We start from the raw sequence: 25967 nt of genomic DNA, 5'->3' as shown, positions 1-25967 counted from the left end.
GGCGGGACTCAGACGCCGCTGTCTGATGGCCTCGAAACTATTGCGTCGAGATGAAGTATTGCCCACAGCCGTGTGAAGGCATAACTCAGGCTACCTGGTGGTTCACTGGCCGGACGGCCTTGGGCGCGTCTACGGTGGGTTATATGAACTATCACCAGGAATGGGCGGACGAGTCCGGCGAGTTGTCCGAGTTCGACCTGGCGAATTCGGCGGACCCGCCGGCCGAGGCGGACCCGGAGGAGGCCGTCGAGCCGCCGGAGGGGGCCGTCCCCGACGAGGTCGACCCGGCCGACGCGGCCGAGCAGCGCCGCGAGGTGCCCGACGACGAGGACGAGCGCCCGGAGTAGCCGGGCGGACGTGCCGGAGGCCCGGTCCCGCGGTGATCGCGGGGCCGGGCCTCCGTTCGCATTGCTACGCGATGCCGAACGTGTCGAGCAGCCACGCCAGGTTGAAGGCCTCTTCCTCCCAGGCGCCGTACCGGCCGGAGCGGCCGCCGTGGCCGGCCTCCATCTCGGTCTTGAGCAGCACGTCGGACTCCGGGCTCTCGTGGCGCAGCTTCGCGACCCACTTCGCGGGCTCGTGGAAGCCCACGCGGATGTCGTTCAGGCTGGTCACGGCCAGGATCGACGGGTAGCGAACGTTGGTGACGTTCTCGTAGGGCGAGTACGACTTCATGTACTCGTAGACCTCGGCCGACTCGAGCGGGTTGCCCCACTCCTCCCACTCGCCGGCGGTGAGCGGCATGGTCGGGTCGAGGATCGTGCTGAGCGCGTCCACGAACGGCACTTCGGCGAGGATGCCCGCGAACCGCTCCGGGGCGAGGTTGGCGACGGCGCCCATGAGGAGGCCGCCTGCCGAGCCGCCGCGCGCGATGATCTTGTCAGGGGCGGCCCAGCCGGCTTCGGCGAGGCGGTCGGCGCTCGCGGTGAAGTCGGTGAACGTGTTCTTCTTGTGCAGGAGCTTGCCCTGCTCGTACCACTGGCGGCCCATCTCGCCGCCGCCGCGGACGTGGGCGATCGCGAAGACCACGCCGCGGTCGAGCAGGCTCAGGCGCGGGATGGAGAAGTACGGGTCGATCGAGGCCTCGTAGGAGCCGTACCCGTACAGCAGGCACGGGGCGGTGCCGTCGGGTTCGACGCCGGCCTTGGCGACGATCGAGATCGGCACCTTCGTGCCGTCCGCGGCGACGGCCCATTCGCGGTACTGCCGGTAGTGCGAGGGGTCGAAGTCGCCGAGCACGGCGGTGCGCTTGCGCAGCAGCAGTGCCGCGTTGTCGATGTCGTAGTCGTAGACCGACGCGGGGGTGATCAGCGAACCGTAGGAGAGGCGCAGGTGGCGCGACTCGTAGTCGGGGTTCGCGCCGGTCCCGACGGTGTAGAGCGGCTCGTCGAAGGCGATCTCGTTGAGCACGCCTTCGCGGTCGAGGATCGCGACCTGGGAGAGCCCGGCGCGGCGCAGGGACACGACGACGTGCTCGGCGAAGGCCTCGGCGGATTCGAGCCGGACCTCCGGGTGGTGCGGGATGACCTCGTTGAACTGGGTCGTGTCGTCGACCGGGGTCCAGCCGAGCGTGAAGTTCTCGGCGTTCTTGTTGTGGAGCACCCAGAAGCGGTCGCCCTGGTGGTCGATCTCGACCTCGACGCCCTGCTCGCGGCCGTTGTTGAACAGCGTGAACTCGCCGGTCGGGTCGGTGGCGTCGAGGTACCGGTACTCGGTGGTGGTGGTGGAGCCCGAGTAGATGAACAGGTACCGCTCGGAGCGGGTGAGGCCGATGCCGACGCGGAACCGCACGTCGTCCTCCTGGTAGACGAGCGTGTCCTCGTCCGGCTTGCCCAGGAGGTGCCGCCAGATCTGGAACGGGCGCCAGGCGTCGTCGATCTTCGTGTAGAAGAACGCCGCGCCGTCGGCCGACCACGCGCCGCCGTAGAGGACGCCTTCGATCGCGTACGGGAAGTCCTCGCCGGTGCGCAGGTCCTTGAACTTGAGCGTGAACGTCTCGTTGCCGGTGTAGTTGACGCCGTAGGCGAGGAGGTTCCCGTCGGGGGAGATGTCGTAGACGCCGAGGAGGAAGAAGTCGTGCCCGGCCGCCAGCTCGTTGTCGTCGATGACGACGGTCTCGCCCTGGACGGGGACGCCGGGCTCGACCGTGGGCGGCGTGTCGCCGGTGGCGGCGACGCGGCAGCGGATCGGGTAGTCCTTGCCCTCCTCGGTGCGGCTGTAGTACCACCAGGCGTCCTTGCGGTAGGGGACCGAGAGGTCGGTCTCCTGGGTGCGGTCCTTGATCTCGGCGTAGATCCTCTTGCGCAGCTCGGCCAGGTGGCCGGTGCGCGATTCGGTGTACTCGTTCTCCGCGTTGAGGTATTCGAGGACCTCGGGGGCCTTCTCCTCGTTGCGGTCGTTGAGCCAGGCGTACGGGTCGTTCACGGTGTCGCCGTGGTGTGTGCGCGGGTGGTCGCGCCGGGGGGCCTCTGGTTTCGCTGCTTGCGTTTCCGACATGCCTCAACTGTAAGGGCCGCGGGCGGGACGCGCCGGTCACAGCACGGCCGCCTGACTCCGCACATAAGTTACCCGTGAGTAACATTCTTCTGGTCATCAACCCGTGCAATCGCCCGAAACCGGGCGCACCGGCCTGTGAGGATAGTGACCATGAGCGACAGGAGCGACGAAACGGGGCCCGCGCCCGAAACGCCCGGCGGCGAATACAATGCCGCCCACGGCGAAACGGACCCGGGGCCCGCCCGCCACGAGAGCCCGCCCCCCGGCCCCCCGAGCGCCCCCGACGCGGCCCACGACACCGGCGGCCCGCACCCCGACGACACCATCGCCCTCCCCGCCGACGCCGTCACCGTGCGCCCGACCGACGAGACCACCACCCCGCCGAACGACGCCGCGACCGACCAGGCCGCCGCAACCCGGATCCAACCCGCCGTCCCCGCAACCGAACTCGAACTCCAGGGCGCCACCGCAGCCGACCAAGACGACCAGGCCGGGGCCGACCAGGCCGCCGACCGGATCCCCGACCGCGCTGCCGACGGGCCCGAGCCCGCCACCGCCCCGCCCCAACACACCGCCGTCTTCGACCGGCCCAGCGGCACACCCTTCCTCACCGCCACCGGACTCACCGCCCACGGCCGCCAAGGTCCCATCTTCACCGACATCACCGTCACCGCCGGCCTCGGCCAACTCGTCGCAATCTGCGGCGACGGCGGCGAAGGCCGCACCTCACTCCTCCTCGCACTCACCGGCCGCTTCCCGCTCCGCAACGGCGCACTCGAAGTCGACGGCCAGACCAAACCCGGCCAGATCCGCCGCCGCTTCACCATCGCCCAAGCCGGACCCCCCATCCGCTTCGAGCCCTACGCCACCATCGGCGCCTGCATCAAAGAGACCACCACCGTCTCCAACGGCGCCGCCACCCGCACCAACATCAACGCCTGGCTCGACCGCCTCGCCCTCACCGTCGACACCGGCGACACCTTCGGCTTCCTCCCGCGCATCGACCAGATCCGCTTCGCCATCGCATGCGCCGCCGCGAGCCGCACCCCCGCCATCGCCGTCGACGACGCCGACACCGGCCTCGACCGATGCGGCTCCGAACGCGTCTTCGAAGCCCTCCGCACCGTCGCCGACGCCGGCCAACTCGTCCTCACCGCCTGCACCCGCTCCGACCCGCCCGCCGACACCGTCGTCGACCTCCGCGCCCAACCCGCACCCGACGCCAGCGCGCTCCACCAGAGCGACCGAAACGGAGGCCACCGATGATGAGCCCCTTCAAACTCGCCGCAGCCGAACTGCGCCGCTTCCGCGGCCACCCCATCCGCGCCGCCGCGCTCGTCGCCATCGTCCTCATCCCACTCGTCTACGGCGGCCTCTACCTCTGGTTCGCCTGGGACCCCTACGGCAAGCTCGACCAAATGCCCGTCGCCGTCGTCAACCAGGACACCGGCGCCAGCGTCGAGACCGACGGCGAGACCACCGCCATCAACGGCGGCGACCAGCTCATCCAGCAACTCAAAGAAGACCGCATCTTCGACTGGCGGTTCGTCGACGCCGACGAAGCGGCCCGCGGCCTCCAAGACGGCGACTACTACATGGTCATCACCGTCCCCGAGGACTTCTCCACACGCCTCGCCAGCCTCTCCGGCACCGACCCCGAACAGGCCACAGTCGAATTCGACCTCAACGACGCCAACGGATACGTCGCCGGAATCATGGCCTCCACCGTGGAATCCGAACTGCGCAACCAGATCAACACCGCCGTCTACGTCACCTTCGCCACCACCATCTTCGGCGACCTCACCGAACTCAACCAAGGCCTCACCGAAGCCGCCGACGGCGCCGACCAACTCGCCGACGGCATCGGCACCGCCCAAGACGGCGCCGAAACCCTCGAAAACGGCCTCGGCGACCTCAACACCGGCGCCCAACAGGTCGCCGACGGCGCCGACCAAGTGAGCACCGGCGTCGACCAAGCCGTCGGCGTCGCCCAACCCGTCATCGAGACCCTCGCCGACAACTGGAGCCAGATCCAGACCGGCGCCTCCTCAGCCGCCGACCTCTCCGACCGCGCCAACAGCGACCTCAACACCGTCTACACCACCCTCTGCACCACCGACACCGCCGACGCCGACGCCTGCGCCCAACTCCAGACCTACATCGACGACGCCAACGGCGTCAACGACGACATCCAATCCGCCAACACCACCGTCCAGAGCACCTCCACCGACACCCTCGACCAGGCCTCCAACGACCTCACCGCACTCCAGACCGGCGCCGCCGACGTCGCCACCGGCGCACAACAGGTCGCCGACGGCGCCGCCTCCGCACAAACCGGCGCCGGCGACCTCGCCAACGGCCTCACCGAACTCCAAGACGGCGCGACCACCCTCGCGACCTCCCTTACGACAGCGGCCGAAAGCGTCCCGAGCACCAACCCGGCCGACGACGCCGACAACGCCGAGGCCTACGGCAGCCCCGTCACCGTCGACGAGGAGAACCTCAACGCCGCCGGCACCTACGGACGCGGCCTCGCACCGTTCTTCATCGCCATCGCACTGTGGGTCTTCGGCCTCATGGGCTACCTCGTACTGCGTACGGTGAACAGTCGGGCGCTGGCGGGGCCGCTGCGCTCGGTCCCGATCGCCATCGGCGGTTGGCTCCCGGGCGCGTTCCTCGGCATCCTCTCGGCGCTCGTCCTCTACCTGGCGGTGGAGCTGGGCCTCGGACTCGACCCGCGGGACGCCCTCGACACGGTCGGCCTGTCGATCCTGGTGATCCTGACCTTCACCGCCATGGCGCACCTGCTGAAGCTCGCGTTCGGCACGGCCGGAAGTCTGCTGCTGGTCGTGCTCCTGATGCTGCAGCTGACGAGTGCGGGCGGCCTGTACCCGGTGGAGACGACGCCGAAGTTCTTCCAGGTGCTGCATCCGCTGCTGCCGATGAGCTATGTGGTCGACGCCCTGCGCGTGACCATCAGCGGCGGTGAGTCCTCGCATGTGGTCAAGGCGCTGCTGGTCCTGGCGGCCTACCTGGTGGGCTCATTGGCGCTCTCGTCGCTGGTCGTGGCCGCGCGCCGCCGCTGGAAGCCGGACAGCCTCAACGTGCCGCTCCAGGTCTGAGCGACGGTCGGGCCGGTCAGCGGCACCGGGCGACGGCTTCGCGGAAGGGCGACCATCTGGCGCTCGCTTTCGCCCCCGAGCCGGCTCCCGGAGGGGGCGACCGGCCCGAATACCAGGACGGCCGTGCCAGGAGGGGCGCTAGTAAGCGCAGTCCCAGTCGTGGTCGACGGCGACCGCGGACGGGCATCGCCGGCGTCTTCGGCGCCCGACCTACGCCATCCTCCAGTGAGGCAGGCCAATGTGCCCGCGAATCGCGACATCGCCCTTTCCGAGGCCACGCCCGTCCAAGACCGCACCCTCGCCCTCGCGATCGCCTGGTCGATCGGCATGACCGTCATGGGCTTGGCGCTCACGGCCCGACAGTCCTTCTTCCGGACTGTCGGGCCGGTCGAGTTTCATGGTCGTGTCAACCGCCAAGGGACGCATAGCGGCCGGGCATGGGCCCGTACGGTCCGGTCGCGGACCGGGCGAGGTGCTACCGCTCGATGAGCGCGGCGAGGCCGTCGAGGGTGCGCGCCAGGCCGAACTCGAACGCGTGCTCGGCGTTGTATGCCGCGTCGTGCGCCTCGCCGGCGGCCTGGCCGACGCGGACGGCGGTCGGGAAGCGCTCGGTGTCGAGGACCTTTGCGAGCAGGGGCCCGTTGGCCTCCCACCACTCCTGGTCGTCCATGCCGCTGGCCGCGCGCTCGGCCTCCGATTGGGCCGCGTCCTGCGCGGCGGTGCGCACGAAGGCGAGCAGGTATGCGAGGGCGTCGTCCATCTCGACATCACTGAGCCCCGAGCCTTCCAGGGCCTGGAGCTCGTGCTCGTACTTGGCGCACTGGCCGGGTCCGAGCGGCGGGCGGCTCGGGGAGGCGGCCGCCGCCCACGGATGCGCGCGGTAGAGCCCGTAGTTGTCCCGCGCGACGGCGGCGAGCCGCTCGCGCCAGGCGCCCGCGGCCGGGGTCCGCTCCATGCCGTCGAAGAGCGCGTCGAGCATGAGGGCGACGAGTTCGGTCTTCCCCGGTACATAGGTGTAGAGGGTCATCGGGGCCTTCCCGAGTTCCTGGGCGAGGCGGCGGACCGTGACCGCTTCCAGCCCTTCGGCATCGGCGAGCGTGATCGCGGCGGTGACGACCTCGTCCACGGTCAGCCCTTTGCGCGGCCCGCGCCCGCTCTCGGGCGCGGCCCTCCAGAGGAGTTCGAGCAGATTCGGTTTCGGTGTTTCAGTGGTGGCACTCACAGGAGAATCCTAACGTGCGAACTTGTACGCCGTACGACGTACGTTGTACAATATACAACGTACGAAGAAAAGGAGCCGCACATGCGCATCACCTCATCCGCCGTCTCGCTCAACGTCACCGACCCGACCGCCTCGGCCGAGTTCCTCAAGCGCCACTACGGCTTCACCGAGGACATGGCCGCCGAAGGCTTCGTCTCGCTCTCGCGCCCGGACACCGCCGGCTTCAACGTCATCTTCCTGAAGACGGGCCTGTCCACCTTCAAGCCCGAGAGCGCCAAGGGCCACGCCGACGGCCTCCTCCTGGTCTTCGTCGTCGAGGACATCGACGCCGAGTACGCCCGCGTCCAGGCCGAAGGGGTCGCCATCACCACGCCGATCGAGACCGAGGAATGGGGCGAGCGGTACTTCCAGACCGCCGACCCCAACGGCGTGATCATCCAGCTCGTCCAGTGGATGTCGGACCCGACCGCCGCAGCCTGACCCGCGGCCCTTCCGTGGCCTGACGCGCCACGGCAGCCGCCATCAATCCGCCCCGATCCCACGCCCAACCCTGAGGGGAAACGCATGCGCAAACTCGCCTACGACGCCACCACCACGCTCAGCGAATTCATCACGGGCCCCGGCAACACCGGCCGCCTGTCCGTGACGCCCGACGTCGCCGCGTTCCTCACTGAGCACTTCCCCGAAGCGCTGTCGGGCCCGGCCCGCAAGGCACTGGGCGTCGGTGACCCGGTCCGACGCTTCGACACCGCGCTCAATCGGCGCGCTACGTACGAGCCGCGACCGGGCCGCGGGCACCACCGACGACTCCCGCACCTGCGTCGCCACTGCGATTCGTAGTTATCCACAAGAAGGAAACTCACGGTTGTCGACCGAATGCAACCTGTGACACCGTTGCTGCATGCGCCAAATGAACCGCACCACCAGCGCCGCCGCCTTGATCCACAAGGCTGCGACCAGTGTGGAGTTCGCTGCGGCGGAAGTTATCCACAGGCAGAAACTTTCTGTTGTCGACCAACTACGGCATGTGTCAGCCTTGATACAAAAACGCCACGTGGCCTTGCGGGATGGTGGCGATATAGAGGGAATCGCGAACGCCACCATACCGAGACTGCGCGCGGCAATCCGGCCGCGCGCAGTCCCCGCACGGGCCACACCCCCTCCACGGAGGAACACCAGCGGGCGGCCGGGCAGACCAGCCCGACCGCCCGCAACACGACTATTCACCGGCTCCAGGCCGGCCTAATGAACGATGACCGCTCAGCGCAAGCGGAACAGCGCCGCGCTGTGCGGCTGGAGCTTTGCCCGCAGGTGGTCCCCGGGCACGATGTCCGAGCGGTGCCAGCAGTCGCGCATCCGCTCAGGGCGGTCCAGCCCGAGGTCGGCCCACGGCAGGTGCAGCTCGGCCGCTTCCGAACTCCGGTTGAAGACCGCCGCGAACGCGCCGTCTGCCGAAGCCCAGGCCACGTGCCGGCCCTCGCGCCAGACCTCCTTGGCCCCCGCGCTGTGCCGCTGGGCCGCCAGAACCTCCGGGTTCGTCAGCAGTTCGATCGTTTCAGCGCTCGAGCCGGGCAGGTCCGCGCCGACCATGAGCGGTGACCGGGCGATGCACCACAGGGTGAGCATCGTCCGCTGCTCGTCGGGGGTCAGCAGGCTCTGCCGGGGCTCGCCGACCTCCGCGCGGAGGCCCATGCGGCCCACCGGGAGCATGTCCGCGTCCGGCCAATGGCCCGGGCCCGCGAACGGGGCCCAGTCGCGCAGCAGGTCGAACTGGGTGTCGATGTCGCGCCAGCGGTCCCACAGGTCCGCCGAGATCCGCCACAGGTGCGAGTGCTCCTGCAGGTGCTGCGCGTGCTCGGTGGAAAGGCTCATCCCAGGGGAGAGGCTGAGCACGATGTCCCGGTCGGCGCGGTCGACCGCGTGCCAGAACGCCTCCACCTCGTCCTCCCAGTAAGGCGCGATCATGTCGTCGGCCTTGATGTAGTCGACGCCCCACGCCGCGAACTGGCGCACCAGCGCGTCGTAGTACGCCTGCCCGCCCGGGTGGGAGTGGTCGATGCCCCAGTTGTCGTCGATCCACGAGGAGACCCGCTCGCGGTCGGGGATCTGCGCCGCCGAGTACTCGCTGCCCCTGATCGGGGTGTCCGCCGCGACCGCCTGCCGGGGCACGCCACGCAGGATGTGGACGCCGAACTTCAGGCCCAGGGAGTGCACGTAGTCGGCCAGCGGCTTGAACCCGGCCCCGCCGGCGGACGAGGGGAAGCGGTTCGGGGCCGGCTGGGGGAGGCCGTACTCGTCGAGGGTGAGGCGGGTTCCGAGGTTGTAGCCGCCGGCGCGGGCCGCGGGGTCGTACCACTGGATGTCGACGACCACGTACTCCCAGCCGTGCCCGGCCATGTGCTCGGCGATGAAGGCGGCGTTGGCGCGGATCTCGGCTTCGGTCACCGAAGTTCCGTACACGTCCCATGAATTCCAGCCCATGGGTGGCGTGGCAGCGAGTCGGGTCACAGAAACCTCCTCGGGGGTAGGGTCCCATTACGCTACTCGCGTAGGGCGACGCACGTGATCACGCCTCGGAAAGGGGTTGCAGCCCTTGGCCTCGGCCCCTGCGAGCAGGCGAAAGGGCCGCCGCCGGGCGGCCCGGAGGGGCCGACTCGCCCCGCCGCGGGCCCGGCAATACCGCTTGGAGCAGGTGGCCGGGGGTGCTGTACAGTGTTCACGGCGGTGCGCGCGAACGCACTTCCTGGCCAGGTAGCTCAGTTGGTACGAGCGACCGCCTGAAAAGCGGTAGGTCGCCGGTTCGATCCCGGCCCTGGCCACCACCGAGAATCCCCGGACGCCGCGAGGCGGACGGGGATTTTTCATGCGCCTGTGACTGCGGACATGCCGCCGTCGCGGGAGATGAGCGCCCGCGATGCCTACACTGGTCGCGAATGTCCCCGACACGCGGCGGGCGTCCGCCGAACACCGAGGGAACCGGCATGGCAACACGCAAGACCCTGCTCTCCATGGCGGCCGACTCCTGGCCCGTCGCCAAGGACGAGCTGCTCCGCCACGTCGAGGACGCCGTCGAGGTCCGCCGCGTCGGCGAGGAGTCCTTCGTCCTCGAAGCCGCGCACACGACCGCCGCGGACATCGCGGCCCTCGCCCGCCAGGTCCCGCTCGTCTTCCCCCGGCACCTCACCAACGTCGTCGCCGAGTACGACCACGCCGCCGCCGGGCTCGACACGGTCGTCGACTTCCTCGACACCGCCATCCGCGAGTACAACGCCGGCCCCGAGGTCTCCCTCCAGATCTGGCTCAGCGGCAAGACCGCCTACAAGTTCAGCCGCCACGACGCCTGGGAGAAGGCCGCGCAGGTCCTCACCGACCGCGGCTACCAGGTGACCCGCACCGGCAGCCCCATCGCCGTCTCCATCTGCTTCACGCCCAAGACCGCGATCGCGGGCGTCAACCGCGTCGCCGACAGCCTCTCCTCCTGGCCCGGCGGCGAAGTGCGCCTCTCCAAGACCCCCGAGCAGATCTCCCGCGCCGAGTTCAAGCTCGAGGAGCTGTTCAAGGCCCACCCGATCGACGAGGGCGTCGAACCCAAGGGCACCGCCCTCGACTACGGCGCGGCCCCCGGCGGCTGGACGCGCCTCCTCGCCGAGCGCGGCTACCGCACCACCGCCGTCGACCCCGGCGACCTCGACCCGCGGGTCCTGAAGCTGCCGGGCGTCGTGCACGAGCGGACGACCGCCGGGAACTTCCTGCGCGACACCAGGAGCCGGTTCGATCTTCTCGTGAACGACATGAAGATGAGCCCCGATCGCTCCAGCCGCCTCATGGTCGACTCCGCCCGGCTCCTCAACCCGTACGGCGTCGCCGTCACCACCCTCAAGACCGGCAGCCACCGCGTCCTGGAGCAGATCGACGAGTCCTTCGCGATCCTCGGCACCGCCTACGACATCGAGTTCGCGCGCCAGTTGCGGCACAACCGCAACGAAATCACGGTCGTCCTGCGCCGGTTCGACTGAGCGCACCGGCCCGGACGCGTCGGTACGGGCGCATCGGCCCGGGCACTTCGACCGCAGCGCATCGGCTGGAGCCCGGCCGCCCCTGCAACCTGGCCTGAATTGGGGATATAGACGTCCCGCCGTCATGACAGAGTTGTGACGGGGGGTTCTAGCGTTGCGAATCATTGGGAACCGCCGAATTCAGGAGCCGTCGCATGAAGCCACTCCGCGATGACGAACCGCGGGAGATCGGGCCCTACCGGGTCCTCGCCGAACTCGGCGAGGGAGGCATGGGCCGTGTCCTCCTCGCCGCCGCCGGCGACGGACAGCTGGTGGCGCTCAAGGTCATGCGCCCGCATCTCCTCCACGACCCGCAGTTCCGGTACCGCTTCCGCCGCGAGGTCATCACCTCCCGCGAAGTCGCCGCCAGCCGCTGGACCGCCGCCGTCCTCGCGTCGGACGAGCACGCCCCCGAACCCTGGCTCGCCTCCGAGTTCTTCCACGGCCCCACCCTCGCCGAGGCCCTGAACGCCAACGGCCCCTTGGACGAGGCGTCCGCGCGCCGCCTCATGCACGGCCTCGCCGCCGCGCTCGCCGAGATCCACTCGTACGGCGTGGTGCACCGGGACCTCAAGCCCTCCAACGTGATCCTCACCGAGGACGGCGTGCGCCTCATCGACTTCGGCATCGCCCGCATCACCGAGGAGGCCGGCGGGGACGCCTCGATCACCCAGACCGGCGCGGTCATCGGCGCCCCCGCGTTCATGTCGCCCGAGCAGGTGACCCGCCAGCCCGTCGGCGCCGCGTCCGACCTGTTCTCCCTGGGCACCACCGTCATCACTGCGAGCACCGGCGTGAACCCCTTCGACGCCGAGGCGCTCTACGAGGTCATGAACCGCGTCGTCAACGGCGACCCCGGCCTCGAACGCCTCCCCGAGGCCCTGCGGTACCTCGTCGAGCCGTGCGTGCGCAAGCAGGCCGACCAGCGCGTCAGCGCCGCCGAGCTCGTGCTGCGGATCGGCGAGCCGCTCGCCGCGCCGTGGCCGCCGGCCGTCGCCGCGATCGAGCAGCGGCAGCGCGCCGAGGTCGCCGACCTCGCCCGCCGCAACGGCTGGGACACCATGGTGCGGCCCAACCGGACGGTGGTGATGTTCGGCCCCGGCATCGTGCCCGCCGCGTCGCAGCCGGGCCTGTCGGAGCCGTCGACGATCAACTACACGCCCGAGCCGCCCGCGTCCTACAACATGTCGGCGCCGCAAGGGTATTCGCCCGTTCCGGCCGCGCAGCCCGGCTACGCGCCGTCCGCCCCGGGGTACGCCCCGAGCCCGGGGTACGCGCCCGTGGGCGGGCCGACCCAGCCGGGCGGGCCGGTGCTGCCGCCGGGCGGGCCGTACTACCCGCCGCAGGGCCGGAAGCCTGACCGCACGGTGATGTACGCGGTGCTCGCGGTGCTGGCCGTGGTCGTCATCGCGCTGGTCGTGATCCTCCCCAACCTCGGTGACGGCGACGGCAAGGATCCGGACTACACCGCGGGCGAGGGGACGGCGGACGAGGCCGATACCGGTGACGACAGCGGCCTGGGCGGTGAGGAGACCACCGAGCCGGTCGACACCGAGACGGACCCGATCGCGAATGCGGCGGTCGGCGACTGCTTCTGGGACTACGGCGACGAGGACACCGCCGACCTCGAGACCTCCGCTTGCGAGGACGGGAGCTTCGAGGTGGTCGAGATCGTCTACGACACCACGGATCTGGCCTCGTGCGACGGGGTCGACAATCTGACCACGAGCGTCTCGTCCTCGGACGCGAACCTGGTGCTGTGCCTGAGCTTCCTGCACGCCAACGGGGAGGCGTACCACGCCGAGGTCGGCGAGTGCGTGTTCGGTCCGAACGACAGCGTCTCCGAGTGGTACCCGATCGACTGCCAGGAGGGCGCGTTCGAGGTGCTGGAGCGGCTGGAGGGCGTGAGTGACCCGGCTTCGTGCACGGAGTCGGCGTACTACAACCAGAACTACACGTTCACCACCGGTCAGGCCTATCTGGACGTGGTGCTGTGCCTGAGCATGATCTACCCCGACGACATGGGGTACGCGTCGCAGGATGACTGCATGTCGATGAGCGGCGACCCGGACGCCGGGACGGCGCTGTTCCACTTCGCCGACTGCGACGACGCGAACACCTATGTGACGGGCCGGATCGACGAGTACGAGAACTTGGACTGGTGCGGTGACGACGGGTGGAGCACGTGGGAGAGCTACGACTTCCCCGACCACGCCTACACCGTCTGCTGGCGGTACCTGTAGGTCCGAAATGGACTCAGTGGGTCCGGTGATCGCTACAAAACCCTTGGGAGCGTGGGTGATCCGCGTCCACCTGCCCGCCTATAGCGCGCGCAAGTGGGTTGGTATGATCATGCCAGACTTGTCTTCGAGGGGTATGGGCCCTGGTCGGCGTCACCGCCGGCCAGGGCTCGTTTTCGTTCCCGGGGCGAACGCGCATCGTTAGTCCTGCTAACGCCGTTGCGGTAGGCTGGGCGCATGGAAACCGACGCTGAACTGCGGTTCGACCGGGGCGATGCGACGCCCGAGCGCTTCAAGCGTCAGATCCAGCGCCTCATGGGCATGACCGGCGCGCAGATGGGCAAGGTCTCCGGCGCGGCCCTCGGCGCGATCGGGGCCCGCCGCGACCACTTCCTGGTGCTCGCCGCGCTCGCCGAGTTCGGGCCCGCCAGCCAGTCGCAGCTCGCCGACCGCACCCGCGTCTACCGCAGCGATCTGGTGGCCGTCCTCAACGAGCTCGAAGAGACCGGCCTGATCCGGCGCGCGCCCGACCCGGCCGACAAGCGCCGCAACGTCATCACCCTCACCGACGCCGGGGGCGGGCGCCTCGCCGAGCTCGACGAGGTCCTCGAAGGGGTCAACGAGCGCATCATGGCCCCGCTCAGCCAGGCCGAGCGCCGGGAGCTGTTCCGGCTGCTCGGCCTCATCAACGCCCACCTCGCGGGCGACGCCTAGGCGCCCTCTAGCGCAGGCGCCGCAGCACCTGCTCCTTGATCTGGGTGAACGGCGGGTACACGACTCGCATCGTGTCGGGCGCCAACGGCTTGTCCAGCACCGACTTCGCGTGGCTGAACGTCTCGATCGAGGCCTTCCCGTGGTAGGCGCCGAGCCCGGAGTGCCCGACCCCGCCGAACGGCAGGCCCGGCACGTCGATGTGCGCCATCGGCACGTTGAAGCCGACCGCCCCGGACGCGGTGCGGGTCAGGAGCTTGCGCCGCGTCAGGTCCGAGTTCGTGAAGGCGTACAGCGCGAGCGGCTTCTCGCCCTGGTTGACGAAGGCGATCGCCTCGTCCAGGGTGTCCACGGTGAGGATCGGCAGGATCGGCCCGAAGACCTCCTCGCCCATGACCGCGTCGCCGGGCGTGATGTCGGCCAGCACGGTGGGGGCGATGTACCTCTGGTCGCGGTTGTGCCCGCCGCCGCACACGAGCCGCCCCTCCTCGAGGAACCGCGCGAGCCGGTCGAAGGCGCGCTCTGAGATGATGCGCCCGAAGTCGGGGCTGTCGGCCGGGGCGTGCCCGTACATCTCCCGCACCGCCTCGGCGAGGTGCCTCTCCAGTTCGGGGCCGACGCCGTCGACGGCGAGCACGTAGTCGGGGGCGATGCAGGTCTGGCCGGCGTTCATGAACTTGCCCCAGGCGATGCGCCGCGCGGCCGTCGCCAGGTCCGCGCCCGGCTCGACGATCGCCGGGCTCTTCCCGCCCAGTTCGAGCGTGACGGGCGTGAGGTGCTCGGCGGCGGCCTTCGCGACGACCTTGCCCACGCGGGCCGATCCGGTGAAGAAGATGTGGTCGACCCGCTCCGAAAGGAGGGCCTCGGTCGACTTGGGCCCGCCCTGGATCACCGCGACCGCGTCCGGGTCGAGGTACTCGCCGATGAGCCGCTCGAGGACGGCCGCGGTCGTGTTCGCGGCCTCGCTCGGCTTCACGACCACCGCGTTGCCGCAGGCCAATGCGCCCGCGAGCGGGGCGAGGAGGAGCTGCACGGGGTAGTTGAACGGCCCGATGACGGTGACGACGCCGAGGGGTTCGCGCAGCACGTAGGCCTTCGCGGGCTGGAGGTGCGGCGGCGTGTAGACCCGCTTGGGGCGGAACCAGGTGCGCAGGTGCTTGCGCAGGGCGCGCACTTCGGCGGCCACGAAGTCGATCTCGGCGAGGAACGACTCGGGCGCCGCTTTGCCGAGGTCGGCCCGCAGCGCGTCGGCCAGTTCGTCTCCGGCCTCGCGCACCATCCGGTCCAGGCCCTTGAGCTGCTCGAGCCGCCACGGCAGCGGTTTGGTGCGGCCCGTGGCGAAGTGCGAGCGCAGGCGCTCGACCGTGGAGTGAATCTCGTTGCCGGTCATGCCATGAGCGTAGCCGGATTCCGCTCGGGACGGGAGGACCGCATTCGTCCCGTGACCCTCCCATGCTGCCAGGGACAATGGGGACGATCAACGGTTTGTGGGCGGTTCCATCCGATCCGTGAACTGCACCGACCTGGGGCCCGGGTTGTGAAACCATGCGCCCATGGCCGCCGTCAAGAGCAACCCGCTCCTCTCCTGGACCGTGATCGCGCCGATCCTGGGGATGGCGGTGCTGGCCGGGGTCTGGGGCCGCGAGCTCGGCGCCCCGCTCGTCATCCTCGCCGCGGTCGCCTTGGTCGCGACGGTCCTCGCCGCGGTCCACCACGCCGAGGTCGTCGCCCACCGGGTCGGCGAGCCGTTCGGCTCGCTCGTCCTGGCGGTCGCCGTCACGGTCATCGAGGTCGCGCTCATCGTCACCGTCATGGCCGGCGGCGGTTCCGATGCGGAGACGCTCGCCCGCGACACGGTGTTCGCGGCGGTCATGATCACGACCAACGGCATCGTCGGCATCGCCCTCCTCGTCGGCGCCCTCAAGTTCGGCACGACGCTGTTCAACCCCGAGGGTAGCGGCGCGGCCCTCGCCACCGTGGCCACGCTCGCGACGCTGGGCCTGGTCCTGCCGACCTTCACCACGAGCGAGGCCGGCCCCGAGTACTCGGCGTCGCAGCTGGTCTTCGCCGCGCTCGCCTCGATCACGCTCTGGGGACTGTTCGTGTTCACGCAGACGGTGCGCCACCGCGACTTCTTCCTGCCCGTGACCGAGGACGGGATCGTCAGGGAGGAGGACCACGCGGACCCGCCGAGCGGGAAGACGGCGCTGCTGAGCCTGGCGATGCTCATGGTCGCGCTCGTCGGCGTCGTGGGCCTGGCGAAGGCGGAGTCGCCGGCGATCAAGGCCGGGGTGCTCGCGGCCGGGTTCCCGGCGTCCTCGGTGGGTGTGGCGATCGCGCTGCTGGTGCTGCTGCCGGAGTCGATCGCGGCGATCCGCGCGGCGTCGCGCAACCGCATCCAGACCAGTATCAACCTGGGCTACGGCTCGGCGATCGCGTCGATCGGCCTGACCATCCCGGTGATCGCGGTGGCCTCCTTCTTCATGGACGGCCCGCTGCTGCTGGGCCTGGGCTCGACCGAGATCGTGCTGCTGGGCCTCACCGTCGTCGTCAGCGTCCTGACGATCGTGCCCGGCCGCGCCACGCGCCTGCAGGGCGGCGTGCACCTGGTGCTGCTGGCGGCCTACCTGTTCCTGGCGATCAATCCTTAGCGGACCCAGACGTCCCAGCTCAGGCGGGCCAGGAGCGCGAGGACCACGACCACGAGGACGACGCGCACGAACTTGCTGCCCTTGGACATCGCGGTGTGCGCGCCGAACCAGGCGCCGAGCATCGCGCCCAGGCCCATGACGGCGCCCAGCAGCCACCACACGTTGTCCTGGGCCGCGAAGACGACGAGCGCGCCGAGGTTGGTGGTCACGTTGACCACCTTCGTGTGCGCGGCCGCGGCCAGGAAGTCCATGCCGAGGATGGTCGTGAACGCCACGGCGAGGAAGATGCCGGTGCCGGGGCCGATGAGCCCGTCGTAGAAGGCGATCGCCAGGCCGCACACGACCATGACGGCGGCGCCGCGCCACCGGGTGTGCAGCTCCGGTTTCGGCTCCAGGCCCAGCTGCGGCTTCGCGACGACGAGCACGAGCACGGCCAGCAGGACGGCGATGATGATGGGCTTCAACGCGTCCGAGGAGACCGAGAGCGCGGCGAGCGCCCCCGCGCCGGAGCCGAGGAGCGCGAGCCCGACGGTGGGCCACAGGAGCCGGTGCTCGAGGGTGATCTTGCGGGCGTAGGCGATCGCCGAGGTGGTGGTGCCGAAGACCGACGCCATCTTGTTCGTGCCCAGCATGAGGGCGGTGGGCGCTGTGGGAAACGCCACGAGGAGCACCGGGAGCTGGATGAGGCCGCCGCCGCCGACGACCGCGTCGACCCATCCGGCGAAGATCGCCGCGGCGATGAGCAGGGCGAACAGACCGGGATCGAGGTCGAAGGGCACCACGCCAAGTTACTTGCCGCGCGGCTGGCAGACACGCCGATGAGGTGAGGAACACGTGTCGGAGGGTAATCGTCTGATATCAACAGGTCATGGACATGACGAAGCCTATGACCCACTTGGTGAAACGCGGCTACGAGTATACGTTCGACCCCGATGAGCAGCAGCGGCGGAATCTGGAGGAGACCCTCGAAGCGGTTCGGGCCGTGTACAACTGGTCGCTGGCGGTGTTCCAGCGGGAGTGGCGCGCCAGGGGGGAGAAGATCTCGTACGCCGAGATCTCGGCCCGTCTCACCAAATGGAAGAACCAGCCCGCGAACCGGTGGGTCAAGGTCTATTCGTCGGTGCCGCTCCAGCAGATCGCCCGGCAGCTCCACACCGAGTACCACTCGTTCCTCAACGGCCGCAGCCGCGAGCCGGTGCCGAAGGAGCACGGCGAGCAGACGCAGCTCGTGTACTCCCGCGCCGGCTACTACCTCAAGGGCCGGGAGGTGAAGCTCGCGAAGCACAAGGCGCCGCTGGACATCTCGTGGGGCCTGGAGCGGCCGAGCCGCGACGACATCACCTCGATCACCGTCAACCGCGAATCGGACGGCCGCTGGAAGCTGTGGATCGTGGCCGAGGAGTTCATCGAGGTGCCTCGCCAGAAACCGCCGGAATGCGGCGAGTGCGGGCGCGTCCTGGAGGACTAGCCCCGCGAAGCGGACGGGCCCGGCGTGCTGCACGCCGGGCCGCTTCGCGTTCAGGTCACCTGCGCGCGGGCGCGGAGGAGGAGGACGCCGACCGCCATGGCGGCGGCGAAGCACGAACGGCCGGGCCGAGCCGGTCACCGCGAGCGCCGGCGTGCCGCCGCTGTCGCCGCCCGGGTCCGCGGCGGGTGAGCGTGTTGCGGAAGGCGCATGCGACGAGGTCTTCGGGGACGTCGCCGGGGTGTTGCCCCGGGGACGCGAAACGCCCGGCCGGGGTGCCCTTCCCAAGGCCCCGGCCGGGCGTTTCGCGTCCGGTGCGTCCGCAAGGGACGCCGGACCGGGTCGCTGTCGAAAAGCCGCGGGCCTGGCGGCTACTCCCCGCCCGCGGCTCTCAACGCGTCTGGCGGCTGCGCGCTGCAATCGGCGCAGCGCCGCTCGCTCCTACTTGCGCAGCTCGGCGACGGCGACGGCGAGGCGCTTGCCGTAGTTCTCGTCGGCCTTCGCGAAGTTCGCGATGGCGCGCTGGACGATGTCCTCGCGGGTGACCTTGGCGAGGAACCCGGAGAGGTTCGCGATGAGGCGGTCCTGCTCGTCCTCGCTCATGAGGCGGTAGAGCTTGCCGGCCTGCACGAAGTCGTCGTCCTCGCTGTGGGCCGGGGTCTCCCACTCGCCGGTCGGGCCGTTGACGTGGACGGGCGCCCACAGGGGCTGGCCGGTCTCGTGCGGGCCGCCGAAGGAGTTGGGCTCGTAGTTCTTCTGGCGGCCGTGGCGGCCGTCGTAGCCCAGGCCGTCGCGGTTGCCGTTGCGCGCCTCGGTGGCGTGCGGGCGGTTCACCGGCAGGTGGTCGGCGTTGATGCCGACGCGGTAGCGGTGGGCGTCGCCGTAGGCGAACAGGCGGCCCTGCAGCATCTTGTCCGGCGACGGGCCGATGCCCGGCACGAAGTGCGCGGGGGAGAAGATCGACTGCTCGACCTCGGCGAAGATGTTGTCCGGGTTGCGGTTGAGCTCGAGCTTGCCGATGGTGATGCGCGGGTAGTCCTCGTTCAGCCACACCTTGGTGAGGTCGAACGGGTTGTACCGGTAGCTCGGGGCCTCGGCGGCGGGCATGATCTGCACCTGCACGGTCCAGGACGGGAACTCGCCGCGCTCGATGGACTCGCGCAGGTCGCGCTGGTGGGAGTCGGGGTCCTCGCCGGCCAGCTTGTTGGCCTCGTCCTGGGTGAGGTTCTTGATGCCCTGGTCGGTCTTGAAGTGGTACTTGACCCAGAACTGCTCGCCGGCCTCGTTGACCCACTGGTAGGTGTGGGAGCCGAAGCCGTCCATGTGGCGGTAGGACGCGGGGATGCCGCGGTCGCCGAAGAGCCAGGTGACCTGGTGGACCGACTCGGGGGAGAGGCTCCAGAAGTCCCAGACGTTGTCCGCCTCCTGCGAGCCGGTGTACGGGTCGCGCTTCTGGGTGTGGATGAAGTCGGGGAACTTGATGGCGTCGCGGATGAAGAACACGGGGGTGTTGTTGCCGACGAGGTCGTAGTTGCCCTCTTCGGTGTAGAACTTCAGGGCCCAGCCGCGGGGGTCGCGGCGGGCGTCGGCGCCGCCGAGGGAGTCGGCCACGGTGGAGAAGCGCAGGAAGGTCTCGGTCTCCTTGCCCACCTGGGACAGGAAGTGGGCCTTCGTGTACTTGGTGACGTCGGCGGTCACGGTGAAGGTGCCGTAGGCGCCGGCGCCGCGGGCGTGGACGACGCGCTCGGGGATGCGCTCGCGGTTGAAGTGCGCGAGCTTCTCGAGCAGGACCTGGTCCTGGATGAGCAGGGGCCCGCCGACGCCGGCGGCCTCGCTCTGGTTGTTGTTGGAGATCGGCGCGCCGGACTCGGTGGTCAGCGGCCCGGCAGTGTTGTCGAACTGCTCGCTCATGGGGAGGCCTTCCTAGCTGTTCACGACTCAGTTTGTTTAAGACTAGATCCTAGCTTAGACTATGTCTAAACAAAGAACCAGTCCCAGGTAAGTAGTGCCACAGTGTTTCGCCTGCTAGAGTGGGATTCAATGCCCCGACCGCGTGAGAGAACAGCATGAGCGACCTCGTTACCCGACTCCGGCGCCACAACTGGCGCATCACTCCTCAGCGGCGTGTCATCGCTGAGACGCTCGAGGGCTCCCACGTGCACTTCACCGCCGAGGAGATCCTGGAGCGCGCCGTCGAGCGCATGCCCGAGCTCTCGCGCGCCACGGTCTACAACACCCTCAACGAGATGGTCGCCCTCGGCGAGGTGCTCGAGCTGACCCTGGACGGGCGCTCCAAGCGGTACGACCCCAACGCCGACCACGAGCACCACCACCTCATCTGCGAGGGCTGCGGTCGCATGAAGGACGTGCACGTCATGAGCGATCCGGTGGACTGGCTCCCCGGCGACGAGCGCCACGGCTTCAGCGTCACCCGCGCCTCCATCGCCTACCGCGGCCTGTGCCCCGAGTGCCAGGCGGCCGCCTCCTAAGGGCCGCAACCCGACAGGCGGCATGCGAGCGGCGCGGGCGCGGCCCGACTGTCGCGCTCCAGTCGCGCTTCGGTGACGAAACGGTCTCGCTCATCGTTTTGGCTTGCCTTGTCCCGTTCTGCTCCGATACGGTCGCGGGGCCGCCTCGCCCCGGATTCCCAGCGAGACCCCCGGCGGAACGCTAGGTTCAGGCCACGAGCCTGATCGTCCGTATGCAGGCCACAGGCTTGCGCGCGCCCGACCGAAGGAGTCCGAAGTGGACCAGCTGCTGTCCTGGAACGACCAGTACTGGGCCTGGGTGGTCATCCCGCTCATCGTCCTCACCAGCCTCCTCTACCTGGTCCTCACCAAGGGCGTGCAGTTCCGGCTCTTCGCGCAGATGATCAAGGGCCTGCGCGAGGACCCGGGCGAGGGCACCGAGGGGCACCGCAAGGTCTCGGCGTTCCAGGCGTTCGCGATCTCCTCGGCCGCGCGCGTGGGCACCGGCAACATCGTGGGCGTCTCCACCGCGATCGCGATCGGCGGGCCCGGCGCGGTGTTCTGGATGTGGATCATGGCGATCACGGTGGCCGCCACCGCGTTCGCCGAGTCGACGCTCGCGCAGGTCTACAAGGAGCGCACCCCCGAGGGGTTCAAGGGCGGGCCCTCCTACTACATGAAGCACGGCCTCAAGGCGCCCTGGCTCGGCGCGGTCTTCGCCGTCATCCTCATCTTCACGTACCCGTTCAGCTTCAACATGGTGCAGGCCAACACGTTCACCGGCGCCGTCAACGACTCCCTCGACGGGCTCGGCGTGGCCACCGGCGACACCACGACCTGGATCATCGCCGTGGTCCTCGCGGTGATCACCGCGTTCGTGGTCTTCGGCGGGCTCCAGCGCATCGCGCACTTCGCGCAGCTCGCCGTCCCGGCCATGGCCCTGGTCTACCTCGGCCTGGGCACCGCGATCGTGGTCATCAACGCCGACGAGCTGCCCGGCGCGATCGCGAACATCTTCAACTCGGCCTTCGGCTTCGAGCAGTTCGCGGGCGCCGCGCTCGGCACGGTCATCATCCAGGGCGTGCGCCGCGGCATGTTCTCCAACGAGGGCGGCATGGGCTCGGCCCCGAACGCCGGCGCCACCGCCACCGTCAGCCACCCGGTCAAGCAGGGCCTCACGCAGGCGTTCGGCGTCTACTTCGACACGATCTTCATCTGCTCGATCTCGGCGTTCATCGTCCTCACCACGAACCCGGTGTACGGGGACGCGAACGTCAACCTCGTCACGCGCGGCGTGGACGCCACCCTCGGCGGCTGGGCCCTCCAGGTCATGGCGCTCATCCTGGTGCTCTTCACCTTCACCTCGGTGGTCGGCAACTACTTCTACGGCGAGACCAGCGTCCGGTACCTGCGCGACAGCCGCTGGACCGTCGGCGCGCTGCGCGTCATCGTCGTCGGCCTCGTCCTCCTCGGCTCCGTCGCCTCGCTCGAGACGGTGTGGAGCATCGCGGACGTGACGATGGGCCTCATGGCCACGGTGAACCTCGTCGCGGTCCTCGGCCTCACCGGCGTCACCGTGAAGGTGCTACGCGACTACGACCGGCAGCGCAAGGCCGGCCTCGACCCGGTCTTCACCCGCGAATCCGTGCCCGGCCTCAGTGGACTCCAGGTGTGGGAGCCCGAGACCGCGCCCGCCGTGCCCGCCGCGGAAAAGTGACGACTCGCCGGCCCGGAGCGGGCGCCTCGATAGGCTCGCCGGTATGACGCAGTCGAAGGAACCCTGGAAGTCACCCATCTGGCGCTCCGAGCCGGCGTTCCTCTACTCGCGGCGCCCGCTCGCCCGCTACGTCGGCCGCCCCGCCGCCGAGTTCCTCACGATCGAACCGGCGGCGGGCGTCGTCCTCGTCGTCTGCGCCGTCGTCGCTATGCTCTGGGCCAACTCGCCGTGGGCCGCCTCCTACGAGGCCGTGTGGGGCCTGGACATCACGTTCGCGTTCGGCGACTTCGCACTCCACCACACGCTCCAGGACTGGATCAACGACGGCCTCATGGCCATCTTCTTCTTCGTCGTGGGCGTGGAGATCAAGAGCGAGATCGTCTCCGGCGAACTCTCCAACCCCCGCAACGCCGTCCCGCCCATCGCCGCCGCCGTCGGCGGCATGGCCGCCCCCGCGCTCATCTACGTCGCCCTGAACGCCGGGACGCCGGGCGAGGGCGGCTGGGGCATCCCCATGGCCACCGACATCGCGTTCGCCGTCGGGATCCTCGCCCTCTTCGGCTCCCGCATCCCTTCGGCCGCAAGGATCTTCCTCCTCACGCTCGCGATCGTGGACGACCTGGGCGCGATCGCCGTCATCGCGATCTTCTACACCGACGACGTCTCCATGGCCTGGCTCGGCGCCGCGGGCGCGCTCATCGCGCTCGCCATCCTCCTGCGCGTCCTCAACGTCTGGTCCGGCCCCGTCTACCTGGTGATCGGCGTGCTCCTGTGGGTCGCCATGCTCGAATCGGGCGTGCACGCCACGATCGCCGGCGTCGTCATGGGCCTCATCATCTCCGCCAGGCCGCTTTTGGACCCGCAGATCGCCCACGCCCGCGCGCAGGAGATGGCCAAGGACGGCCTCACCGCCGAGGAGACCGAGCAGCTCGTCAAGTTCGCCCGCGACGCCGTGCCCCCCACCGAACGCGTCCAGGCCCGCAACCACCGGTTCTCCTCGTTCGTGGTCCTGCCGCTGTTCGCCCTCGCCAACGCCGGCGTCGCGCTCTCCAGCGACCTGTTCGCCACGGCGATGACCTCCACCGTGACGCTCGGGATCATCCTCGGCCTCGTCGTCGGCAAGCTCGTCGGCATCACCGCGGTCACCTGGATCGTCGTGAAGCTCGGCTGGGGCCGCATGCCCACCGGCACCACCTGGCCGCTCCTGGCCGCGATCGCGATGGTCGCCGGCATCGGCTTCACCGTCGCCCTGTTCATCACCGAGCTGGCCTTCCGCGGCGGCGACGCCGCGCTCCTCACCGACGAAGGCAAGATCGGCGTCCTCTGCGCGTCCTTCCTGGCCGCCCTCATCGGCGCCCTCGCCGTCCACCTCACCGCCCCGAAGACCCCGCGGACCGAGGACGCCGACGAGGACGAGCGGGCTGTGGAGGACGCCGCGAACGCGGGGTTAGGCTTGGCCCACTGCTGTTCACAGCGACTCGAACCTAGAGTGAGACCCGACCTTTGGAGGGACGCCGTCTTGGCTCCGCAGAATCTCATGTCCCAGCCTCCGGCGACGAAGATGCCCGAGGACACCGAGGCCAGGAAGTTCCTCGACGAGCACACGCCCGAGGACACCGTGCGCCGCTACCCGTGGTTCTGCGCCGCCTGGGCCCGCCTGGCGAAGAACGCCCTGGAGTCGGGCGACGACGTCGCCGCCTACGCCTACGCGCGCACCGGCTACCACCGCGGCCTCGACCAGCTGCGCCGCAGCGGCTGGAAGGGCCACGGCCCGATCCCGTGGGACCACAAGCCCAACCGCGGGTTCCTCAAGTCCCTGCACCAGCTCTCGCGCGCCGCGGCGGCCATCGGCGAATCCGACGAGGCCGCCCGCTGCGCCCAGTTCCTGCGCGACTCGGACCCGGCCGCGGCCGACGCCCTGACGTAGCCGGCAATGCGACAGCGGCCGGGAAGCGCAAGCTTCCCGGCCGCTTCGCGTGGTGCGCCTAGGCGAGTGAGATCTGGCCGTCCTCGACGGTGATCTCCACCGGAGGCAGGTCGACCTCGGCCGGGCCCTCCTCGAGCGCGCCCTCGATCGTCCACGTCGACTGGTGCCGCGGGCAGACGATGTTGCCGTCCGCGTCAGGGGCGGCGACGATCTCGCCCTGGTGCGGGCAGACCGCCGAGAACGCCAGGAACTCGTCCGCCGCCGGCTGCACGATCACGGTCTCGTCCACGACGATCCCGCCGCCCACCGGCACGTCCGAGGTCGCCGCGATCCCGGCGTTCCCGCCGCTCGCACCGGTCGTGCCGCCTTCGGTGGCGGCCTCGCCCGACGTCGCGGCATCGGAGCCGTTCGGGGACTCGGCCGTGCCGCAGGCCGCGAGCGCGCCCGCCGCCCCCAGCCCGGCCAGCCCGCACATCATCCCGCGCCGGGTCGCCGCTGGGCGGCCCGCCGCTCGCTCCGCCGTGTCGGACCCGGTCCTGGTGTCGGTCATCGTTGAGCTCCTTGTGCGCTTCAGCTGCGGCGCCGTGGCCGGCTCCCGCATGGCGAGCCGAGGCCTGCCGTCCCGACCCCTGCGGTCGCAACGCTAACGCCCGGATCCCGAGCTTGGCACGCGATACCGCCCCAGATCAAGCATTTTAGTTGAAGCTTCATCAAGTTCTCAGGAAGCTCACAGCGCCACTACACCCCCAAAGACCTCGCGATCAGCATCCGCTGCACCTCATTGGTCCCCTCACCGATCTCCAGCACCTTGCAGTCACGCCACGCCCGCGCCACCGGCGTCTCGTTCATGAACCCGTACCCGCCGAAGATCTGCGTCGCCTCCCGCGCGTTCTCCACCGCCGCCTGCGACGCGTGCAGCTTCGCCAGCGCCGCATCCGTGCTGAACGGCTCGCCCGCATCCGCCTTCAACGCCGCGTCCTGCCACGCCAGCCGCGACGTGTGCGCCCGCAGCCGCATGTCCGCCAGCATGAACGCGATCGACTGGTTCGACGCGATCGGCCGCCCGAACGCCTCCCGCTCCTTCGCGTGCGCCACCGACTCGTCCAGGCACCCCTGCGCCGAGCCCGTCGCCAGGGCCGCGATCGCCACCCGCCCGCTGTCGAGCAGCTCCAGGAACTGCACGAACCCGCGGCCGCGCTGGCCGAGGAGGTTGGCCTCGGGGACGCGGCAGCCGTCGAAGTAGACGGGCCGGGTGTCGGAGGCGCGCCAGCCGACCTTGGAGTACTCGGGGCCGATCTGGAGTCCGGGGGTGCCGGGTTCGACGGCGATGCAGGAGACTTCGCCGGGGCCGGTCTGGGCGGTGGTGACGATGAGGTCGGTCATCTCGGTGCCGGCGTTGGTGATGAAGCACTTGGCGCCGTCGATGACCCATTCGCCGTTCTCGAGGCGGGCCTTGGTGTCGGTGTGGCCGGCGTCGGTGCCGCCGCCGGGTTCGGTGAGGGCGAAGGCGACGAGGCCCTGGCCGGCGGCGAGGCGCGGGAGCCACTTGTCCTTCTGCGCGGGGGTGCCGTAGCGGGCGATGCCTTCGGCGCCGAGGGTCACGGAGGCTTCGACGGTGACGGCGACGGAGGCGTCGACGCGGGCGATCTCCTCGAGGGCGAGGCCGAGCATGAAGAGGCCGGCGCCGGCGCCGCCGTACTCCTCGGGGAGGGTGACGCCGAGGACGCCGAGCTTGCCCAGCTCGCGGATGAGGTCGGCGGGGAACTCGCCGCGCTCGTAGAAGTCGCCGATGACCGGTTTGATCTGGTCTTGGGCGAAGGCGCGCACGGCGGCGGCGAATTCGGTCTGCTCGATGTCGAGTCGCATGGCTGGCTCCCTGTTGCTGTGTCGGAT

Annotated in this window: 21 protein-coding genes and 1 tRNA gene; 14 read left to right on the top strand and 8 right to left on the bottom strand. The window is 69.9% G+C overall.

Going from position 1 to position 25967, the window contains the following annotated elements; genetic code table 11:
* The first annotated feature begins 143 nt into the window (after positions 1–143).
* Positions 144–347, top strand: a complete 204-nt coding sequence (locus tag QWI33_RS13330; protein ID WP_289957630.1) for a hypothetical protein — start codon at positions 144–146, stop codon at positions 345–347.
* Positions 348–411: 64 nt separating this feature from the next.
* On the opposite strand, the gene QWI33_RS13325 is transcribed toward QWI33_RS13330, so the two are convergent.
* A complete protein-coding gene (locus QWI33_RS13325; protein WP_289957629.1) occupies positions 412–2496 on the bottom strand; it encodes a S9 family peptidase in 2085 nt (694 codons plus the stop codon).
* A 150-nt stretch (positions 2497–2646) separates the two neighbouring features.
* On the opposite strand from QWI33_RS13325, the gene QWI33_RS13320 reads away from it, so the two are divergent.
* Together QWI33_RS13320 and QWI33_RS13315 are read left to right on the top strand one after the other, a co-directional pair.
* Positions 2647–3762 carry a hypothetical protein gene (locus QWI33_RS13320; protein WP_289957628.1) on the top strand — a complete coding sequence of 372 codons (1116 nt, stop codon included), beginning with the start codon at positions 2647–2649 and terminating at the stop codon, positions 3760–3762.
* A complete protein-coding gene (locus QWI33_RS13315; protein ID WP_289957627.1) occupies positions 3762–5618 on the top strand; it encodes a YhgE/Pip domain-containing protein in 1857 nt (618 codons plus the stop codon). Before QWI33_RS13320 ends, QWI33_RS13315 begins: the two co-directional genes overlap by 1 nt.
* A 475-nt stretch (positions 5619–6093) precedes the next feature.
* On the opposite strand, the gene QWI33_RS13310 is transcribed toward QWI33_RS13315, so the two are convergent.
* Positions 6094–6840 carry a TetR/AcrR family transcriptional regulator C-terminal domain-containing protein gene (locus QWI33_RS13310; protein ID WP_289957626.1) on the bottom strand — a complete coding sequence of 249 codons (747 nt, stop codon included), beginning with the start codon at positions 6838–6840 and terminating at the stop codon, positions 6094–6096.
* 81 nt (positions 6841–6921) lie between these two features.
* Between QWI33_RS13310 and QWI33_RS13305 the strand changes: the two genes are divergently transcribed.
* A complete protein-coding gene (locus QWI33_RS13305; RefSeq protein WP_289957625.1) occupies positions 6922–7320 on the top strand; it encodes a VOC family protein in 399 nt (132 codons plus the stop codon).
* A gap of 84 nt (positions 7321–7404) precedes the next feature.
* Positions 7405–7680, top strand: a complete 276-nt coding sequence (locus QWI33_RS13300) for a hypothetical protein (RefSeq protein ID WP_289957624.1) — start codon at positions 7405–7407, stop codon at positions 7678–7680.
* A gap of 420 nt (positions 7681–8100) precedes the next feature.
* On the opposite strand, the gene QWI33_RS13295 is transcribed toward QWI33_RS13300, so the two are convergent.
* Entirely contained in the window at positions 8101–9285 is a 1185-nt protein-coding gene (locus QWI33_RS13295) for a glycoside hydrolase family 27 protein (RefSeq protein WP_353895453.1), read from the bottom strand.
* A gap of 300 nt (positions 9286–9585) precedes the next feature.
* Between QWI33_RS13295 and QWI33_RS13290 the strand changes: the two genes are divergently transcribed.
* The 4 genes from QWI33_RS13290 (at position 9586) to QWI33_RS13275 (ending at position 13849) form a co-directional block, all read left to right on the top strand.
* Positions 9586–9662 (top strand) — tRNA-Phe (locus tag QWI33_RS13290).
* A 159-nt stretch (positions 9663–9821) separates the two neighbouring features.
* Complete coding sequence (locus QWI33_RS13285) at positions 9822–10856, top strand: SAM-dependent methyltransferase (protein WP_289957623.1); 1035 nt, start codon at positions 9822–9824, stop codon at positions 10854–10856.
* A 194-nt stretch (positions 10857–11050) separates the two neighbouring features.
* Complete coding sequence (locus tag QWI33_RS13280) at positions 11051–13138, top strand: serine/threonine protein kinase (protein WP_289957622.1); 2088 nt, start codon at positions 11051–11053, stop codon at positions 13136–13138.
* Positions 13139–13372: 234 nt separating this feature from the next.
* Entirely contained in the window at positions 13373–13849 is a 477-nt protein-coding gene (locus QWI33_RS13275; protein ID WP_289957621.1) for a MarR family winged helix-turn-helix transcriptional regulator, read from the top strand.
* A gap of 7 nt (positions 13850–13856) precedes the next feature.
* On the opposite strand, the gene QWI33_RS13270 is transcribed toward QWI33_RS13275, so the two are convergent.
* On the bottom strand, positions 13857–15236 hold the full coding sequence (locus QWI33_RS13270; protein ID WP_289957620.1) for an aldehyde dehydrogenase family protein: 1380 nt from the start codon (positions 15234–15236) through the stop codon (positions 13857–13859).
* Between the two features lie 163 nt (positions 15237–15399).
* Here QWI33_RS13270 and QWI33_RS13265 point away from each other — a divergent pair, with 163 nt between their 5' ends.
* Positions 15400–16497: a calcium:cation antiporter gene (locus tag QWI33_RS13265; RefSeq protein ID WP_289957619.1), complete on the top strand. Its 1098-nt coding sequence runs from the start codon at positions 15400–15402 to the stop codon at positions 16495–16497.
* Here the strand turns inward: QWI33_RS13265 and QWI33_RS13260 are convergent.
* On the bottom strand, positions 16494–17279 hold the full coding sequence (locus QWI33_RS13260) for a TSUP family transporter (protein ID WP_289957617.1): 786 nt from the start codon (positions 17277–17279) through the stop codon (positions 16494–16496). The two genes, QWI33_RS13265 and QWI33_RS13260, sit on opposite strands and share 4 nt — an antisense overlap.
* Before the next feature lie 92 nt (positions 17280–17371).
* Here QWI33_RS13260 and QWI33_RS13255 point away from each other — a divergent pair, with 92 nt between their 5' ends.
* Positions 17372–17965: a transposase gene (locus QWI33_RS13255; protein WP_289957616.1), complete on the top strand. Its 594-nt coding sequence runs from the start codon at positions 17372–17374 to the stop codon at positions 17963–17965.
* Between the two features lie 438 nt (positions 17966–18403).
* Here QWI33_RS13255 and QWI33_RS13250 read toward each other — a convergent pair whose 3' ends face one another.
* Positions 18404–19873 (bottom strand): catalase, encoded by a 1470-nt coding sequence (locus QWI33_RS13250; protein ID WP_289957615.1) that lies wholly within the window; start codon positions 19871–19873, stop codon positions 18404–18406.
* A gap of 155 nt (positions 19874–20028) precedes the next feature.
* Between QWI33_RS13250 and QWI33_RS13245 the strand changes: the two genes are divergently transcribed.
* The 3 genes from QWI33_RS13245 to nhaA all read left to right on the top strand — a co-directional run bounded on the left by QWI33_RS13245 (position 20029) and on the right by nhaA (position 24074).
* Entirely contained in the window at positions 20029–20451 is a 423-nt protein-coding gene (locus QWI33_RS13245) for a Fur family transcriptional regulator (RefSeq protein ID WP_289957614.1), read from the top strand.
* Between the two features lie 256 nt (positions 20452–20707).
* The gene (locus QWI33_RS13240) at positions 20708–22147 is read left to right on the top strand and encodes an alanine/glycine:cation symporter family protein (protein ID WP_289957613.1); all 1440 of its coding nucleotides are present in this window, start codon (positions 20708–20710) and stop codon (positions 22145–22147) included.
* Positions 22148–22190: 43 nt separating this feature from the next.
* Entirely contained in the window at positions 22191–24074 is a 1884-nt protein-coding gene (nhaA, locus tag QWI33_RS13235; protein ID WP_289957612.1) for a Na+/H+ antiporter NhaA, read from the top strand.
* A gap of 58 nt (positions 24075–24132) precedes the next feature.
* Here the strand turns inward: nhaA and QWI33_RS13230 are convergent, their stop codons facing one another.
* Both QWI33_RS13230 and QWI33_RS13225 read right to left on the bottom strand, forming a co-directional pair.
* Complete coding sequence (locus QWI33_RS13230) at positions 24133–24624, bottom strand: Rieske (2Fe-2S) protein (RefSeq protein ID WP_289957611.1); 492 nt, start codon at positions 24622–24624, stop codon at positions 24133–24135.
* 188 nt (positions 24625–24812) lie between these two features.
* A complete protein-coding gene (locus QWI33_RS13225) occupies positions 24813–25940 on the bottom strand; it encodes an acyl-CoA dehydrogenase family protein (protein ID WP_289957610.1) in 1128 nt (375 codons plus the stop codon).
* Positions 25941–25967 lie beyond the last annotated feature (27 nt).

The organism is Glycomyces tritici (assembly GCF_030403505.1).
Note: the sequence above shows the minus strand (reverse complement) of the source record. Positions and strands in the feature narration are given on the sequence as shown.